Annotated in this window: 11 protein-coding genes; 4 read left to right on the forward strand and 7 right to left on the reverse strand. The window is 48.5% G+C overall.

The features are described from left to right. From J0895_RS08005 to J0895_RS08020, 4 genes are all read left to right on the forward strand, one after another. Positions 1–1,820: C2 family cysteine protease (locus tag J0895_RS08005; RefSeq protein WP_207087576.1), on the forward strand; the 1,820-nt coding region annotated here is incomplete at its 5' end. 135 nt (positions 1,821–1,955) lie between these two features. Further along, complete coding sequence (locus J0895_RS08010; protein ID WP_207087577.1) at positions 1,956–2,138, forward strand: GxxExxY protein; 183 nt, start codon at positions 1,956–1,958, stop codon at positions 2,136–2,138. A gap of 167 nt (positions 2,139–2,305) precedes the next feature. Then, positions 2,306–5,086, forward strand: coding sequence for an eCIS core domain-containing protein (locus J0895_RS08015; protein WP_207087578.1), 2,781 nt, complete (start codon positions 2,306–2,308; stop codon positions 5,084–5,086). Beyond that, the gene (locus tag J0895_RS08020) at positions 5,087–5,605 is read left to right on the forward strand and encodes a hypothetical protein (protein WP_207087579.1); all 519 of its coding nucleotides are present in this window, start codon (positions 5,087–5,089) and stop codon (positions 5,603–5,605) included. Positions 5,606–5,888: 283 nt separating this feature from the next. On the opposite strand, the gene J0895_RS08025 is transcribed toward J0895_RS08020, so the two are convergent. The 7 genes from J0895_RS08025 to J0895_RS08050 all read right to left on the reverse strand — a co-directional run. After that, a complete protein-coding gene (locus J0895_RS08025; RefSeq protein ID WP_207087580.1) occupies positions 5,889–6,308 on the reverse strand; it encodes a helix-turn-helix domain-containing protein in 420 nt (139 codons plus the stop codon). A 162-nt stretch (positions 6,309–6,470) separates the two neighbouring features. Then, positions 6,471–8,165, reverse strand: coding sequence for a tetratricopeptide repeat protein (locus tag J0895_RS08030; protein ID WP_207087581.1), 1,695 nt, complete (start codon positions 8,163–8,165; stop codon positions 6,471–6,473). Between the two features lie 44 nt (positions 8,166–8,209). Next, on the reverse strand, positions 8,210–9,730 hold the full coding sequence (locus tag J0895_RS08035) for a pentapeptide repeat-containing protein (protein ID WP_207087582.1): 1,521 nt from the start codon (positions 9,728–9,730) through the stop codon (positions 8,210–8,212). A 318-nt stretch (positions 9,731–10,048) separates the two neighbouring features. Continuing rightward, on the reverse strand, positions 10,049–10,228 hold the full coding sequence (locus J0895_RS26940) for a hypothetical protein (protein ID WP_422894318.1): 180 nt from the start codon (positions 10,226–10,228) through the stop codon (positions 10,049–10,051). Further along, positions 10,207–12,933 (reverse strand): COG1470 family protein, encoded by a 2,727-nt coding sequence (locus J0895_RS08040; protein ID WP_207087583.1) that lies wholly within the window; start codon positions 12,931–12,933, stop codon positions 10,207–10,209. The genes J0895_RS26940 and J0895_RS08040 overlap by 22 nt, the downstream gene beginning before the upstream one ends. Before the next feature lie 168 nt (positions 12,934–13,101). Next, positions 13,102–15,342 (reverse strand): WD40 repeat domain-containing protein, encoded by a 2,241-nt coding sequence (locus J0895_RS08045; protein ID WP_207087584.1) that lies wholly within the window; start codon positions 15,340–15,342, stop codon positions 13,102–13,104. Between the two features lie 30 nt (positions 15,343–15,372). Further along, positions 15,373–16,713: cyclic nucleotide-binding domain-containing protein (locus J0895_RS08050; RefSeq protein WP_207087585.1), on the reverse strand; the 1,341-nt coding region annotated here is incomplete at its 5' end.

Below are 16,713 nucleotides of genomic sequence, written 5' to 3' on the forward strand. Positions count from 1 at the left end.
GAGATACCAGCTACATCCTAAGTTTAGCCGGAGTTGCCGGAACAGTAGCCCGAGATTTAGCAGGCGATCGCCCCAGTAGCGCACGCAACCTAGAAGCAGACGGCGCTGTAGAATTGCATGACTATGTTGGCGGCAGCGATCCCGTGGATACCTATCGCCTGGAGGTATTTGCTGGGGGATATATAGATATCTTTACCGATTACCAGGAGGCGGATCTCAGCCTGACCTTATGGAGCGATCGCAACGGCAACGACCAGTTAGACGCCGATGAAGTCATTGTCCAGGGGACAAATGAAATCCAGCTCAACAGTATCAACCGCGGCACCTATTACATCAATGTCACTGCTCCTGGAGCGGCAACACCCTACGAAATTCTGGCCATCTCCGAACCGGGCAGTCGCGTCGGCATTGAAAGCTATAACCCCCTGCTCCCCGGTATCCCCAGGAAGGGTCAGCTTGATCTCAACGATGACTTCGATCCCAACGATCAGGACAACTACGCCGATCCCTACCTGTTGCCAGAACTGGGGGCCGGGTTAACAGTGACAGTGACTCAGGAATCACAGGATTTTGATGCTTATCTAACCGTAGTGGATCTGCTCACTGGCGCAGTAATTGCTGAAAACGATGATATCGACACCGAAGGCGGCAACTACGACGCTCAAGTGAGTTTCACTACAACCCAAGGAGGCAAGTATGTGGTCTATGCCTCCAGTGTGGATTCTCCGGGGTTTGGCGACTATACCCTAAATGCCATAGTCACGGGGACGCCGACTCCCACAGCAGTCCGTAGTGCCAGTACCAGCAGTAACGTTGAGTTGGATGCGGCGAACAATTTGTCTTCGGGTTCTATCCGAACGAACAATTTGTCTTCGGATTCTAACGCCCTGCCAGAGCCAGTCTTTCTGGAAAAAGGCGGGCGGAGTGATACTGGCCTAACAAAAGACACGCTCCATGAGTTTACCTACCAACCCCTAACCGGGGGTCAGATCTCTCCCATTCAAATCAATAACTTGAACCAAGGCGGATTTGGGTCCTGCGCCTTTCTGGCAGCCTTGGCCGCTACCTTCGGCAAGATAGAAGATCCCAGCACCGCTGCCTTAGCAACCAGTCCAGTCCTCAGCAATGGGATTACCACTGATGGCAATAACTATACCTTCCGGTTCTACAACTACCAAACGGGTAATCCGGCCACAGTAACTGTGGATAACCAAGTGCCAATCGATCAGTCTCTCTTGTTTGGGGCAAAGTGGAGCAATGATTCTGTTTCACCAGACCAAGCATCGGGGCAACCCGTCTGGGCCTCAATTTTTGAACGAGCCTATGCGAAGTGGCGGGGTGAGGAGACTGGTCGCAATGGCTATGATGTGATAGGAAATGGTGATGTCGGGGGGCTTCCCCTCCGCCGAGTCACTGGTCAAGCCATCCAAGAGATTAGCTGGAATTATTCCCAAGATAATACCGAATATTTTCTAATCGAGTTCAGTGAGGAGGTCAGCAATAGTTATCGTTTATTAGGGAATATTACCCCCGATGAAATCTTTCAAAACATTCAAAACACATTGAATGGGGGTCGCTATGTCATGACTGGGACAACCTCAAATGCCGAGCAGCTATCTCAGGGTAGGCTGGTGGGCGGCCATGCCTACAGTGTTCACAATGCTTTTGTGGATCAGAATGGCACGAAAACGATCCTAGTACGGAACCCCTGGGGGAGCGATACTCAAAAGGGGGCAGTGGATAATATTGATGATGGATTTGTGTCCATAACCTTCGATAGCTTTTTGCAGAACTTTGATGGAGTGAGCCTGTCTCAGTAATCGTCTCCACCGAGTCAGGAAATTATCCGATCGCATTCAGAATGCGCTAGGCTTCTATCCTTAAGGATAAAAGCCTAGTGTTTTTATTGACTATGCCAATCTTTTCCAGCCCAATTTCTTACCCATTTTAAATAAATGCCAGCGGAGGGATTAAATTACATTGTTAACCAAATCATTATCGAAGCCAAAGCCGTTCAACTCTTAAACAATAACTTCCAAGCGCAAGTCATCAACTACTTAAAAGGCAGCCACCTCCGCCTCGGACTCCTCCTCAACTTCGGCGAACCCAGCCTAAAAATCAAACGCCTAATCCTCTAACCCTTCCCACTCCGTGCCCCTCTCCAAATCCGTGAAAATCAGTGTAATCAGTGGTTAATAATCTACTTCTTCAATCTAATCCTAGACCTTAGTCGAATAGACCCAAGCTACCCTCTCATGAAATAATAGACAAAATACTCTATCAATGCGATCGCTGAGGCGAGACTATGGCAACCGGACGGCACATCCAGAAAAAAGGACAATCGAACGCTACACCGACTTCTGCCACGGGGATGTTCAAACCCCATCCTTTTGCGATGCCTGCCGCACCAGAATTACAAACTAAAGCAGAACCGGGACAAGTTGGGGGAAGCCGCCTCTCGCGCATCGATGTTTCTGCACCCCCACCCATCCAACCCAAACTCACCATCGGCGCACCGGATGATAAATACGAGCAAGAAGCCGATACGATTGCCCGAAAAGTTGTCCAACAAATTAGTACCCCCACACCTCCGGGTCAAAACGGGAGTGGGGATGCTGTGCAGCGTCAATTGTTCTCCACACCCTCAATCATGAGACTGACGGTGCAACGCCGGGAAGCCGTAGAGGGAGGAGCAGCTTCATCAGACTTGGAAAGCACCATTAATCAAGCCAGAAGTAGTGGAATACCTCTGGGGGAAACGATTCGTCGCCAGATGGAGGGCTCGTTTGGCGCTGACTTCAGTGGCGTCAAAGTTCATACCAATAACACGGCTGACACACTCAACCGTTCCCTGAGCGCTCGGGCCTTCACCACGGGGAATAATATCTTTTTTAAGCAGGGTGAATACAATCCTAGTAGTTCCAGCGGGAAAGAATTACTCGCTCACGAACTCACCCACACCATTCAACAGGGCAGCAGCCCCACAGTGCAGCGCCAAAGTAATAGCCCTCTCATCAAGGCAGCTCATCAATCCCTGCAAACCTCAACCACCTTGGTGCAATGCAAGGGTATGGTCATCAGCGATAAAACTCGTCTCCACAAGGTTGTTGGTGGGAAAGATAAAGGCACAGTAGGAGATAATATTGCTCCGGGTGAATTGATTGAAATTAGTGATAATGATAGCGATCATATTAAGGATGTAGACGGGAAAATTGAATGGTATCGCAATGCTCACGGAGATGGGTATATTAGATCCACTAAAATTTTCCAAGGGATTACGGTCGGAGATGCTGAAAATCCTGAAAATGAAGATGACCTGTTAGGAGGATTTAATGATTCAGCCGTCAGTGTCAGCAAGGACAGTCTAGATGACTTCAGCAAAGAAATGGAAAAGAAAGGGAGCACCACGACGGATGTTGACATCTCTTCTGGCTCTTTAGGAACCGCAGGTGGCCTTCTCGGGATGGCTTTGTCCATTAAAGGTTTAGTGGGGAGTAAGAAAGAATTCGGGGATTGGGTTGACATGATTTGGAATGGAATCATTGTCAATTCCGGTAAAGCTACGGCTGGAATTAGTGGGATAATTTCATCCGCCTCAGAAAGCGAGTCTACTGGAGCCAAAAACGCTAAAGAGGTTAGTGGCTGGAGTGGTAGTTTTGCCAGCGCCTTTGAAACATTGGCAGGAGCGGTTAAGACGATTAAAAGTGTGATTGACCTGATTAAAATGTGGTCGAGTGACGAGAAATTTGGCAAGACCGAGTATGCCAAAGTGGGATCGGATATTATTTCCGGTGCTTTGTCAACAGCAAAAGGCGTTGTGGACAGCATTAAGAGCTTTATTGAAATTTTTAATGGCCCGGTTGGGGGGTTGGCTGATGCTGTTCCTGGACTTGATATTGCCATCAATGCCGTCAAGATGATCATAGAAAGCTATTATCTGGCGACATCGGCTTACCACTGGAGTAAGATGCGAACAGTTTCTTTGAATCTTACGCAAGAGTTAGAAACCCGAGGGAAAGGCGATAAAACAAAAATCAGTGCGGCCAAACAACAATATGCGACCCAACGGGCTGAAATTACCAACCTGGAAACCCGTAAAAGTGCTAAAGAAGCGAAAAATCAATCTCGCCAGCAAGCTATTAATACACTGTCTACAGAACAAACTGAATTAGAAAATAAACAGCAGAAATTAGAAACTGAACGGAAGCAGCTCGAAGAGGATAAATTCCAGTTGGAGCAACAAAATAGAGTGCTGACAGGTACAAAAAATCCTCAAGCAGCCATTCAAGCCAATCAGCAGACAATTCAACTGAAATCTACCCAAATCAACGCCAAGCAAAAAGAAATTGAGGGGATTAATGAAAAGCTCAATTGCACTCTATTCCGCTCAGGAGTCCGCAAAGAAAAAGGGGAGTTACAAAAGAAAGTTAACATCACTACCGTGAAGATCAATGAAGCCGCAACAAAGATTACGACGAAGCAAGGGACAATGGACGCTTATGCAACGCAGACTGGACTAAGTCAGGAAGATATTGAAGAAGTCGATCTAGCTGATGAACTCAAGTCAGGCAACCAAAAGCGGATTATTCGCCAATCAATTCACCTGAGTTCTGATGCCGTTAAGATTGCGGGCAGTATTGCTAACTTAACAGGGGTTGGGGCAACAGCTGGGGTTGCGCTGAAAGCGAGTGCAGCGGGGGTTGATATGAGTCTGCCCTTCTTCCGTGCCTTAAAACAATATGGTCGGGAGAAAGCCGCAGAAAGTCAAGCTAAGGGAGAGACGGGGACATTTTCTCAATGGCTGTTTAATGCCAATAAATCAGATATAGCCAAGTTGAAGGAACGGAAACGACATACCGCCACTATCTTTAAAATGGTCAATAAACTGAACGATCATGTTCCTCTGCCTGGAGATAAACCGGAAGATAAGGCGAGCAAACTGAAGCAATTCCCGGTGTCTAGTGCTAGGGTTGAACTGTTTATTCAAGCCACCGGATGCGAACCCAAGGCACTCTATCGTCTCAATGGGAAACCCAATGAACAAGCATCCTTGATTCTCAAATCATTGTACAAGCGGGAGTTTTAGATGAACTTAGAAGCAATTTATGCTCGGCATTTAGTTGAATTAGGATATCTCCAAGAGATTATTCAAGGGTTGGGATATCCGGCTGAGTTGATCGAGCGATCGCCTGAAATTCCCTATCATACTCTGGTAGCTCAACTGGATCATGATTCTGCCGATCGCGTGAGGGAAATGGCTTGTACCTTCTACCCGTTAAACGAGGAAGATACCCAAAATCTCCTGTTGTTACAATATTTCTTAGAACTTCCCTTTGAAATTCACCCCCAAGCCTATCCTGATGTTTATAAACTTCTTTTAGAAGTCAACAACAAAAGTGTCTTGGGTCATTTCAGTATCACAGCGGATAAGCCAAAGATCCATCACCGTTATATTCAAACCTTACCTGCGACTAACCTCCTTGCAGAAGAAGCCACCGCAGAAGTTGTCACTCTGTTTAATTACACATCATTGATGCTGGGGGATATCATTGAATCAGTCGCGACTCAAAAAAAATCTACTGATGAAGCGATGCAGATGATCTAGAGTTTCGAGGTAGGGATTCCGTAAAGAAGACAATTAACCGGGTTTTAACGCCGTGATTAGCGGCAAAGCAGGCAGAAATTTTGTGAAGAAACCCGGTTTGTCTCTACAGGACTGTACCGATGACCTAACACAAAAAAGCCAATTTATAAATAAATCCTAATAAAGCTTAAACCTTGGCCAGTTAATCCCTATATAACAATACTTTTGACTTTATCCCCCGCAACCTCTCCTCCTCAGAGCCACTTTCTTACCTCTGGAAAGACTAACCCAACCGCCCGATCGCCTAAGCCACACACTTCACCTCTGAAAGCGTCTCAATCCAAACCTTCGCCCCACAGTCTTTCGGCTGATCCGGTCGATAGACCACTCGGCAGGGCCCGGTCACTTCAACCTCATAGCCATATTGATTACTGTTGCCGCGTTTAACCCCAATGACCGGCTGATTTTCCCCATGCTTGTAATTCTGGCTAATCCGAGTCCGGTTGACATGAATACAAGTCATCACCTCCCGGCGCAAGGCTTTCCACGTGGGCTTTGGGCCGCGCTTCCCCTTGCTGAGCACGGGCATTCCATCTTTCAGGGGAATCACCCAAACATTGCTAATTTTATAGGCTCCATAAACTCTTCCCTTCCGGAGTAAGTGGGTGACTCGGCTACAGGAAATTCCCAGTAATTTGGCGACTTCTTTAGTTCCAACTAGCATGGCAAAAAATAAGCAACGAGAGAACAATAGTTTATTTTGGCACTTCTCGGCTCAGTTGTCTAGGGTTTTAGCGACAATAATTTGGGACCCTCAGCGATCGCCTCTCCCCCCCTCTGTGACAATCCGTGAAATCAGTGGTTAATTCCCCCTCCCTCCCCATCCCTAATTCCGAGAAGTCGGATCCGGCTGATTCATCTCCTCCAAAATAATCTCTTGATTAATCAACGCCTGAGAATGACTCGGATTCAACTCCAACGCTCTTTGCGTCGCCGCTAAAGCATCCCCATACTCTTCTAAAAATCGCAAAGCAATCCCTTTCCCCGCCCAAAAATCAGCATTTTCAGCATTGATTTGGATAGCGCGTTGGTAGGTCGTGACCGCTTCTCCATAGCGGCGCAGTGCCATCAGTCCGAGGGCGCGATTATAGAGGGCGGGGGCAGATTTTGGAGCCATTCCGAGGGCGCTATCGGCAGAAGCAACGGCCTCAGCATAGCGTTCTAAGCGATAGAGGACGGCACTCTGATTCACCCAAATATCCGCCATTGTGGGCCGATCGCCTACGTTGGCATCCCCTCTCAAGGCGCGATTGTACGCATCCACCGCTTCGTTATAGCGGCCTAATCCCGTGAGAATTCGCCCTTGGTTGAACCAGGCTAAGGATGAACCCGGGGCGATCGCGATCGCCCGTTCCGTAGCCGCTAAAGCTTCTTGTTCTCGCTTCAAATGCCATAGAGGAACGCTGCGATTACTCCAAGCATCGGCTAACTGGGGATTCAGTCCGATCGCCTTATTAGAAGCAGCCAGGGCTTCTTCATAATTTGCCAGTCCTGTGAGCGCATTGGCTAACTGCACCCAAGCATAAGCCGGTCCCAAGTCGCCCCAGTTGCCATCTCCCTCCTGTAGTGCCATTTCACAAGCCGCTTTGGCCGGTTCATAGCTGCCCAATCGGTTCAAGTTGGCGCATTGATGCAGCAAGGTAAAGGAAGATTCGGGATTGATTTTAACCGCCCATTGGAACGAGAGTTGCGCTTCGGGATGTCTGCCGAGGATGCCGAGGATAATCCCCTGTTCCGTCCAGGAGATAGCATCATTGGGTTCCAATCCCAAAGCGCGATCGTAGGCAGCTAAGGCTTCGTCATAGCGTCTTTGGGATTTTAATAGTCTGGCTTTGTTTGCCCAGGCGACGGCGGGGTTGAGGGTTCCCCAATTTTGATTGACTTGCAAGGCGCGATCGCAAGCCGTCAGTGCTTCTGCACCTTGTCCCAGTTCGACAAGAATGCCGCATCGTCCCGCTAAGGCAATGGAATAATTAGGATTAATTTTAATCGCCCATTCATAGGAGGCGAGGGCTTCTTCGATTTGACCCGAACGACTTAAGGCGACCCCGCGATGATACCAGGCGACGGCAGGGGATTGGGTTTCCCAGTTGTTATCCATGCGTAAGGCGGTGTCACAGGAGGCGACTGCCTCATCATATTGACTGAGTTCGACTGCCCCGGAACAGCGTTTCGTGAGTAAGAGGGAATTATTGGGGTCTCGTTCGATCGCTTGGTTGTAGGAGGCGACGGCTTCGGCATACTGGGTCAAGGCAAATAAGGCATCGGCGCGATCGCTCCAAACGATGGGGTCATTGGTATTCAAGGCGATCGCCGCATCACAGGCAGCCACGGCCTCCTCATATTGCCCTTGTTCCAGCAAGGTTCGACATAACCCCGCCCAATGGGAAAAATCCTCTAACCCCTCCTGTGCCAGTAACCGAGAGTTGCCGCCTCCCACCCCCATCCCCACCATTATCCAGAGAAGGGATACCCCAATTTTTACTGACTTTCTTCCGGTTTTGCCTAGCTGTTTATTCATAATATTTCCCTGTTTTAAGTCATCTGATGTCTGGATTTTCTTCTTCAATTGCAGCGATTTTCGATGCCATTGGGCATAATCGCATTACACAAATAAACCTGACTCAAATCCACCCCTTCTAAATTTGCCCCGGTCAAATTTGTCCCGCCCAGATTTGCTCCAGTTAAATTCGCTCCACTTAAATTGGCATTTTGCAGGTTTGCCCCAAACATAAGGGCTGATTCCAGATTCGCCAGACTTAAATCGGCTCCTTGCAAATTGGCATTCGTCAGTCTCGCCCCTTTTAAGTTAATCCCGCTCAAATTGGCTTCTACCAAATTGGCATCGGTTAAATCTTGGTTTTCCGCCCCCTGTTTTATTAAGTCTAAAATAAACAACCATTGACTTTCTATGGATGTTTGTTCATTGATTTTAATATCCCGTAAATTGGCATTTCCTAAATTTGCCCCCAACAAGTTGACATTCCCTAAATCAGCTTGTTCTAAATTTGCAGCAAATAGATTACTATTTCTCAAATTTGCTCCTTGGAAATTGGCATAACTCAAATCAGCCCGAGTTAAATCAGTACCCAATAAGATGCTATGGCGTAAATCAGCCCGATGCAGATTTGCTCCGACGAGATTAGCTGAAGTTAAATCGGTATAATGTAGATAAGACTGAGTTAAATTAACTCCAGTCAGATTCGCCCGTTCTAAATTAGACATAAATAAGGAAGCGCCCTCCAGATTTGCACCCTCAAAATTGATGCCTGTGAAGTTCATTGCTTCGAGATTTGCGCCCGATAAGTCGCTTCCGGCAAGGGTTTGATTGACTAATGGTTGATTAACAACAGTCCAAATAAACTGCCATCTACTATCGAAAATTGTTTCATCATTAACGATAGTCTCTTTAAGATTTGTTCTAAATAGTTTGGCTTCTTCTAAGTTGGTACTACTGAGATTTGCGCCTTCTAAGTTGGCATTTTCTAAGTCAACTTGTTTTAAATTAGCGCCGGATAAGTTGGCATTTTTTAGATTAGCATTTTTGAGGTTAGCTTTTTCTAAATTAGCCAGAGGAAGAGTGGCGTCTTGTAAATCGGCATTTTCTAAATTAGCTTCTTTTAAATTAGCGAATTCTAAATTGGCAGAAGTTAGATTAGCGCCTAAAAGTTCGGCTTTTTCTAAGTTTGCTTGATTGAGGTTGGCTCTAAATAAGGTTGCACCGTTGAATTTAGCTTGAGGTAAGTGCGCTTGTTCCAGGTTGGCGCTGCCGAGGGTGGCATTGCTGAAATCCGCTTGGAACATTCGCGATCGCGCTAAATTAGCCCCATCCAGTTTAGCCCCTCTGAGATTGGTCAATCTCAGGTTAGAGTCGGACATATCCGCGCCTTGAAGTTCCGCTCCCATCAGATTTGCTTCTTGCAGGTTGCAGCGGTTACATTGACCCGTTTCTTGCAATTTAGTGACATCCGAACCCCGGGCGGCTAAGACAGGATGAGGGAGATAAATCAGGGAAAATAAGGACCAATGACCAATAACCAATGACCAATAACAAAAGATGGGAATGGGCGGGCGGGATTTTTTCATGTTCATTAACCTGTTTTTCTGCGAGTCAACATAACTATTGCGCTCAAGATAGATATTTTTTAAACCCCCTCCTCTCCCCCTTACAAGAGCAGGTTTTTTACCTCCGGTCCCCGGACCTTGGCAAGGTCCGGGTTAGGGTGGGGTCATAGTGACGTGCGATCGCACTTGCGCGTGGAATCGGTGGGTGGGGAGTGTCCATACAGGTGCGATCGCATCCAGTGAGTGCGTGACGTGGCTTTGCCACGTCATGAAGACCCCACCCTAACCCTCCCCTTGCCAAGGTCCGGGGACCGTCGCTGCAGTTCATAGTAAGGCGAATCACCATAAACGCAAAAACCTACTCTTGTAAGCTCCTCTCCCCCCGGCATAGCCCGACATATCAAACGACCAACGACCAACGACCAATAACCAATAACCAACGACCAATAACCAATGACCAACGACCAATAACCAATGACCAATGACCAATAACCAATTTAATTGAATTGGGGAGGCAATTCGGCTGGCGCAAGGGGTTGAGTCTCAAAGAACTTGGGACCGGGTTCTTGAACCGCTTCCTCTGCTCCCTCGGCAGCACCATCGGGGGTAGGTCCTGGGGCAGCACCATTCACACCACCGGGGAGATTTGCCCCAGGAACGGGGAGTTCTAGGAGTGGTGGGGGAGGAACCGCATCACTCGGGGTGGGGGGTGCGGGAATGACCAAAGCGGCATCTGGAGTACCGGGTGCGGGGGAAGCGGAGGGTGCAGAGGGTGCGGAGGGAGCTACCGGGTCGCCGTTTGCGCCAGTCGCGGCACCATCCGTGGGAACCATTGCGGGTGCTTGTGGAATAGCCGGAGGGGGTGGAACCTGCACTGGTTCTGGGGGTGGCGGGGGCGCTAAAGTTTCGATAATCACCGATCGCTGTTGTTGGTTGCCCTCTTCATCTGTGACTTGTAGAGTAATCGTTTCACTGCCCGCTTGTTGACTCACCGGATAGGGCATTCTCCCTTCCCTCGGGACCGTTCCCGGGGCCGGTAGCAGTTCAACTTTCACGCCGTTCCCCCCTTCTACTTTCCAGGAAATCATCAGTGAATTTTGTTGGGGATTGGCTTGTCGCACCAATTTTGGGGGAGCCGGTTGTCCATTAAAGGTAAATTCCACAATACGGCTAGGAATCTTTTGGGCCAGAATTTTGAGGGTATTAGTGCGGCGGGTTTCTAACTGTTCCGGTTGTCCTTTTTTGGGGATAACCGTTAAGTGAAAAATATAGTCCCCAGGTTGAATGGCATCGGTGGGAACATTGGCACAAATCACTTGGCGACTGGCGGGGTTTTCTCCACAAAATCCCCGCAACTCTTCAGGAATTCCGGTGGCAAAGTTATAGCGCTTTTCTACACTTTTAACCGTTCCATCAGGACCCAACCCGAGCAAGTTGATTTGTTGAATCTGATCCGGATGAGAAAGCGTCCAATTTAACAGAATCCGATGACTGGGGTTGGCGGGTCGATTCGCCGTTGTCTGAGATTCTGTGGGGTTGGCGGGGTTACTCTCTGGGGGTAACAGACGCTCTTGGTAGACAGGTTGAGTGGAGGAAAATTCCTCAATTTTGGGTTTGGGGAGGGGTAAAATCCGAATGGGATTGGTGCGGATTGTTTGCGTCTCTGCCTTGGGATTAATCGGAATTGCAGTCAATTCAAATACATAATCCCCCGCCTCCCTGGCGTCAGTCCAGACATTGCGGCAAATCAGTTGTTGCCCTTGGGTACAAAACCGGTCTAGGGAATTCGGTAATCCCGGGGTAAGTTCATAAATAAATGGTCCACTCCGGACCAGTCCATCAGGAGAAAACCCGACTACGGTTATGGTTTTGAGGTGATTGGGGTTGGAAATCGTCCAATTGAGGCGAATGGCTTCATTATTCAGTTCTTGATAAGAGTTACTTTCCGGGGAAAATTGCATCACCTGGGCGCGCACTGGGGGACGAGTTAACAGCCACCAAATCAGAAAAATTAGGGCAGCAACACTAGCTGACATGAGCATGACAATCGGTAAGAATTGCCACCAGGGACGAGGTTCCCAGAATAAAGAGGCTTGAAAGCGATCGCTAATTAAAGGGAACCGTTGGAGGTCTTCGAGTTCAATGCTGAAATTAATCATCCGCCCGAAGAAAGGCCGCCATCCCTTCGTCGGTTTGACCGAAACCCCAACAGTAACGGAAGTTCCAGGCAAGAGTCGCACCACTGGGGGGGCGATCGCATAAGTACAAATGTCCTCCTCATCGGTACTTTTGGCATGGACGGCAATCTCGCGGGTGACATTGCCCTGATTAGACAAGCGCAGCTCAAACAGTCCCGCCTCTTTCTTAATTTTGGCGACGAGGGAGAGTAGTTCCACAGTGACCAGATGCAAAGGAGCAATCTGGAGGTAAACCACATCCAACAGGGCAAGGTCGGGATAGTTAGCCGAGTAAACCCGGACTGTGGGGGCATAAACTCCGGCCCAAGTATCGGGAGGAGGGCTGATAAACAGCAGGATTTGACCGACATCCCCAGGATTGAGTTCGAGACCTTCCTGGGAGGTTACCATGCCGGATTGTTGGAACCCTTCGGGATAGATGATAGTAACCCACCGGGATTCCAGGTCCGGACAGGTGAGAAAAAAGCGGTCTACCCGATCCGAACGGTTATGAACCGTGACCTGGAGTTCCAGGGGTTGTCCCGGTTGCAGGAGGGCGGGGGAGACGGAACTGGTGGAGGGTTGGAGGGTAAAGGTCGGGTCACTGACAGTCCGCGCTTCTTGAATGAAGGGCATGACCTGTAGTCGCACCTTCTGGTCAATAGGGGTTTGTTCGGGGTAATGTTGGGGCGCATCAATGACCAAGGTATAGTCATAGATGCCAGGGATGGCATCCACGGGAATCTGCACCTGAAACACGACTTCACTGGCTTGTCCCGGACTTAAGGCCAGTCGTTCCCGAGGAGAAACGAACCATTGATGAACGGGTTGGGAGGTTTCTGCGATGAAAACATCAATGATGGCACTGACGGAACCTTGATTGGTGATGGTTGCGGTGAGTTCTAAGACTTCTGAGGCGGTGACTAAGGCAACGCCTGCGGGATTGAGGATAATCCCAATCGGACGAATCATCAGCCGATCGCCATTATTGTCTTCAAATCCATTGACTATCTGCCCCGACTTGGGCGTATAACCTTGCATGACCATTGTTCTGCTCCTCTTAATCCCTCTATTGGCCTGAAATGGCGAGTCTAATTACTTTCTTTCTGACACCGCCCTACCCGTCTTTACCCATTTTCACCTCTTGTCCCCCCTCTCCTTTCCAAGGAGAGTGGCGTCGGGAGTGAGGTTCTTGCGGGTTTTTATAGACCCACTTCAATCTTGTAAATCGCATCCCAAGTTCGGTAATCGCGGATAGGATTCTACCCGGACCTCTTGTTGATCATCACTACCGGCAGCGATTAACATAAGGTCATTAACTACTTTGATATCGACGCTATTAAAGTTTTTATTTTTAGCCCGAATAATTTGCTCTCCCTGGGGCCCGGCACGACTGCCATCGGTGTTGAGTGGCCATAACATAACCCTGCCGTCATCGCCACCACTGACCAGATAACAGCCATTTTCACTCAAGGCAACCGATCGCACGGGTTGGCCGTTGTGACCGTCATTCCATTGTTCGATTCTTTGGCAATCTGCGCCCCCATTCAAACAGGGCTGCATATTCCATACCGTAATATATCCTTGGTTATCGGCAGTAGCGAGCAGGTTAGGATGGAACTCGGCAGTATCCAGACTGTTAATATACGCATCCTTTCCCCCTTCCCGGTAGGGCACGACTGTTTCAGTGTTGTCCAGCCAATTCCAGAGCACAAACTGATTCAACTGTCCTGCTACGGCTAAGGTGCGATCGTTATTGCCCACCAATTTCAGGGCATAAACGGCAAAGTTAAATTGTTTGATGAGGTTGGGTGCGATCGCCTCGGGAGTTGCTGCCGAGCGTTCCACGTCTCTCAAGTCCCATTGTAAGACCGCCCCACTGCCATGACCACTAAATAAAGAGCGAGAATCCTGGGTAAATTCTAAGGCAAATACCCGGTCATCTTTCTGATAGACAAAGGACCGAAATGGGTCCGGTCGGTTCTCGTTTAAATTCCAGAGGTGAATTTCCCCATTTTCTAATCCACTTGCCACCCAATTGTTGTTAACCGGGCGATACTGAACAACCCGCATCGCTTTTTCGGCAACTGAATCGCTACATCCAGGGGATTGGCAATTGCCTTGGTTTTGAAAGGGACGAGTCAGCCATTGCCAGAATCGGTTTCCTTTGTTGGGGAATTTCCGCAGTTCTTGGTTGACGATGGGGTTAAAAAATCCGTTGATGTTCCATTCGATAAGGGTTTGGTCATTGGAACCGCTAATCAGTCTTTCCCCCACCCCATTAAATTTTACGGTGTTGACGGGTTCATTATGTCCAAAAAAGGGATTTCTGGCATTGATCCAGGATAACCACCAGAGGAGATAAAGGAGGAAGAGTCCGCCTAGGAGTTGTAACCACAGAGGGAAGACGGGTTTAACGACTAATTCTAGGCTGTGATGTTCATTGCGGATATCCACCCGGCGATCGGACCAAATCCCGGTTAATTCTAGGAGGAGTTGACGGTTTTTCCCGAACCAGGGACGCTTTTTGCGGGCGGTTAACTGGAATTCGACGGTTTCTTCCGGGGCGATCGCACTGGTTTCCGGGACTAGGGTCAAATCACATTCTGGGGAATTTTCTCCGGCGAGTTCCAGGGTTGCTTCCTGGTTTAAATTGCTGGCATTTGTGGCAATCAGGCTGTAGGTAACCGGGGGAGACTGCCAAAATTTCCAGGCTCGTTTATGGGGGATGGTCAGTTGTTTGGGAGTGGCGCTAAAGTCTACAAACCCCATCGGCATCAGTTCCAGAGTGCCGCTGACTGACGAGGCAGGGCCATTATTATGGGCGGCTTCAATGATGAAGGGGTAGGCTTGACTGGGGGCGATCGCACCAAAGGGAGGTTGATAGGTAAAAGTGGTTTCCACCGATTTACCCGGAGGCACTTGTAACCGTCGTTCCCCGGAAAGGGGGAGCCATCTGGAGTCGATCGCCTTCTCAGTGAGGAGAGCATTGCTTAGAAGTTGACCCGGGTTATAAACCCGCACCGGCACTTCTAGGCGACTCCCGGGATTAATTTGAAATTGTTTGACCGGGAGTTCCAGTTGCAACGGGGTCGCACCGATACCCCGTTCGACGACTAACCGCAGAATTTCCCTTGTTTCATCTGGGAGTTCCATCGAAAAAACACGCACCCGCAGGTTCATCATGCCGACAAATCCCGGAACTGGAGTATCGAGAATGGAGACCTGAAACCGAGTCGCGGCACCCCGGGGTTTTTTGCTGCTGGCGGTGGGGGAGATGCTGTACCAGTCGCCATTGCGATCGGCTGCAGCACCTGCGGCAACGAGTTCGACTTGGAAGCTGGCAAAGCGATCGCTGCCATTCACCACCGTGACTTCAAACGAGGCGGGTACTCCTCCGGGTTGGAAATGGAGTTCTTTCGTTGAGACTATTGTATTGATTACTGTAGTTGCCATACTCTTGCTTTTGTCTGATGATGATATAAATTACAAGCCAAATAACGTCGCCATTCGGTTGCGAATCCAGCCCAAGGCGTTTTGATTGAACCCCTCTTCGTCATCCAATAAACCCATTTTTTGCAGCAGTTCTTTTCTCGATTCTAATTCGGCTTTATGTTCGTGCAAAGCTTGGGCAATTTGTTCGGCTAAATCTTTATAGTTCCTTAAGAGTTTTTGCAACCCTTCGCGATCGAGCACAAATAAAACCGTATCTTCTCGGGTGCGCACCGTCGCCGTTCGGGGAATTCCCAGCAGTAAAGAGAGTTCGCCAAAAAAAGTGCCGACGCCCAAATTGGTGAGAAATTTATCAATTTTTTCCACAAAAATTTCCACAGAACCTTCCAGAATAATATAAAAAGCATCTCCCGGTTCATCTTCCCGACAAACATATTCCCCTGGATACAAAATCTTGCGATATCCCATTTCAATGAGCCGTTGAATTTCGGTGTCGCTGAAACTGTGAAAATAAGAAACTTTTTGTAACAATTCAGCAATATTTATTTTTTGAAATTCTTCGGCTCTACTGCGACTCCGCTTAGATTTAACCAGCAACTGTTGAAAGTAACTGCTATCACTCATCTGAGTTAATAGCATGGCTTTTTTAGCTTTATCAGTTTCGGTTTGCAGCAAACTTAACTGGTCTTTAAACCCTTGTTCACGCGCATAAATTTTGTTCGCCATATCTTCAAAGATTCGGGCCAACTGACCCACTTCATCGGAACGGTTGGTGACATCGGTCAAACTGTTGGGGTCAAAATTGCCTAATTGGATATCATGAGCGGTGGCACTGAGTCGCAAGATGGGTTTAATCAACCACTTGGCGATCGCAATTCCCAGCAGAGTCGCCGCGACCAATGCAGCTAATGAAAGGACAACCGTATTGCGAGTATTTTTATAGATATACCCCATGAAATCTGATTCCGGAACGATCGCCACAATCAGCCAGTCCAAACCGCGACCATCCTGGATCGGATTCACCGCCACCAGTTGCATTTTGCCATTCAGGGAAAATTTAAAAGTCTGGGGACTCTCAATCCCATCGAGATTGTTATATCGTGCTAATAATTCCCGTGCAGTGCCTTGAATGGCTGGATTGATACTTTCAACCGCTAACAGTCGGTTCGGATTTTCAGGAGAGTCAGTTTGTCCGGCCTCACCCTCAACTAACAGATTCTCCACCACCGAACTTGCCACAATAGTTCCTGAGCGTTCTACAATAAAAGCTGCCCCGGCTGGAGAAATTTCTAAACTATTTAAGAAGTCGCTCAATTGACCCAAGGAAATATTAATAGCAAACACCCCTTTTAGGGTCCCACCGGGCTGATAAAC

Origin of the sequence: Phormidium pseudopriestleyi FRX01 (genome assembly GCF_017313335.1) — a bacterium.
In the GTDB taxonomy this organism is placed as follows: domain Bacteria; phylum Cyanobacteriota; class Cyanobacteriia; order Cyanobacteriales; family Laspinemataceae; genus Laspinema; species Laspinema pseudopriestleyi.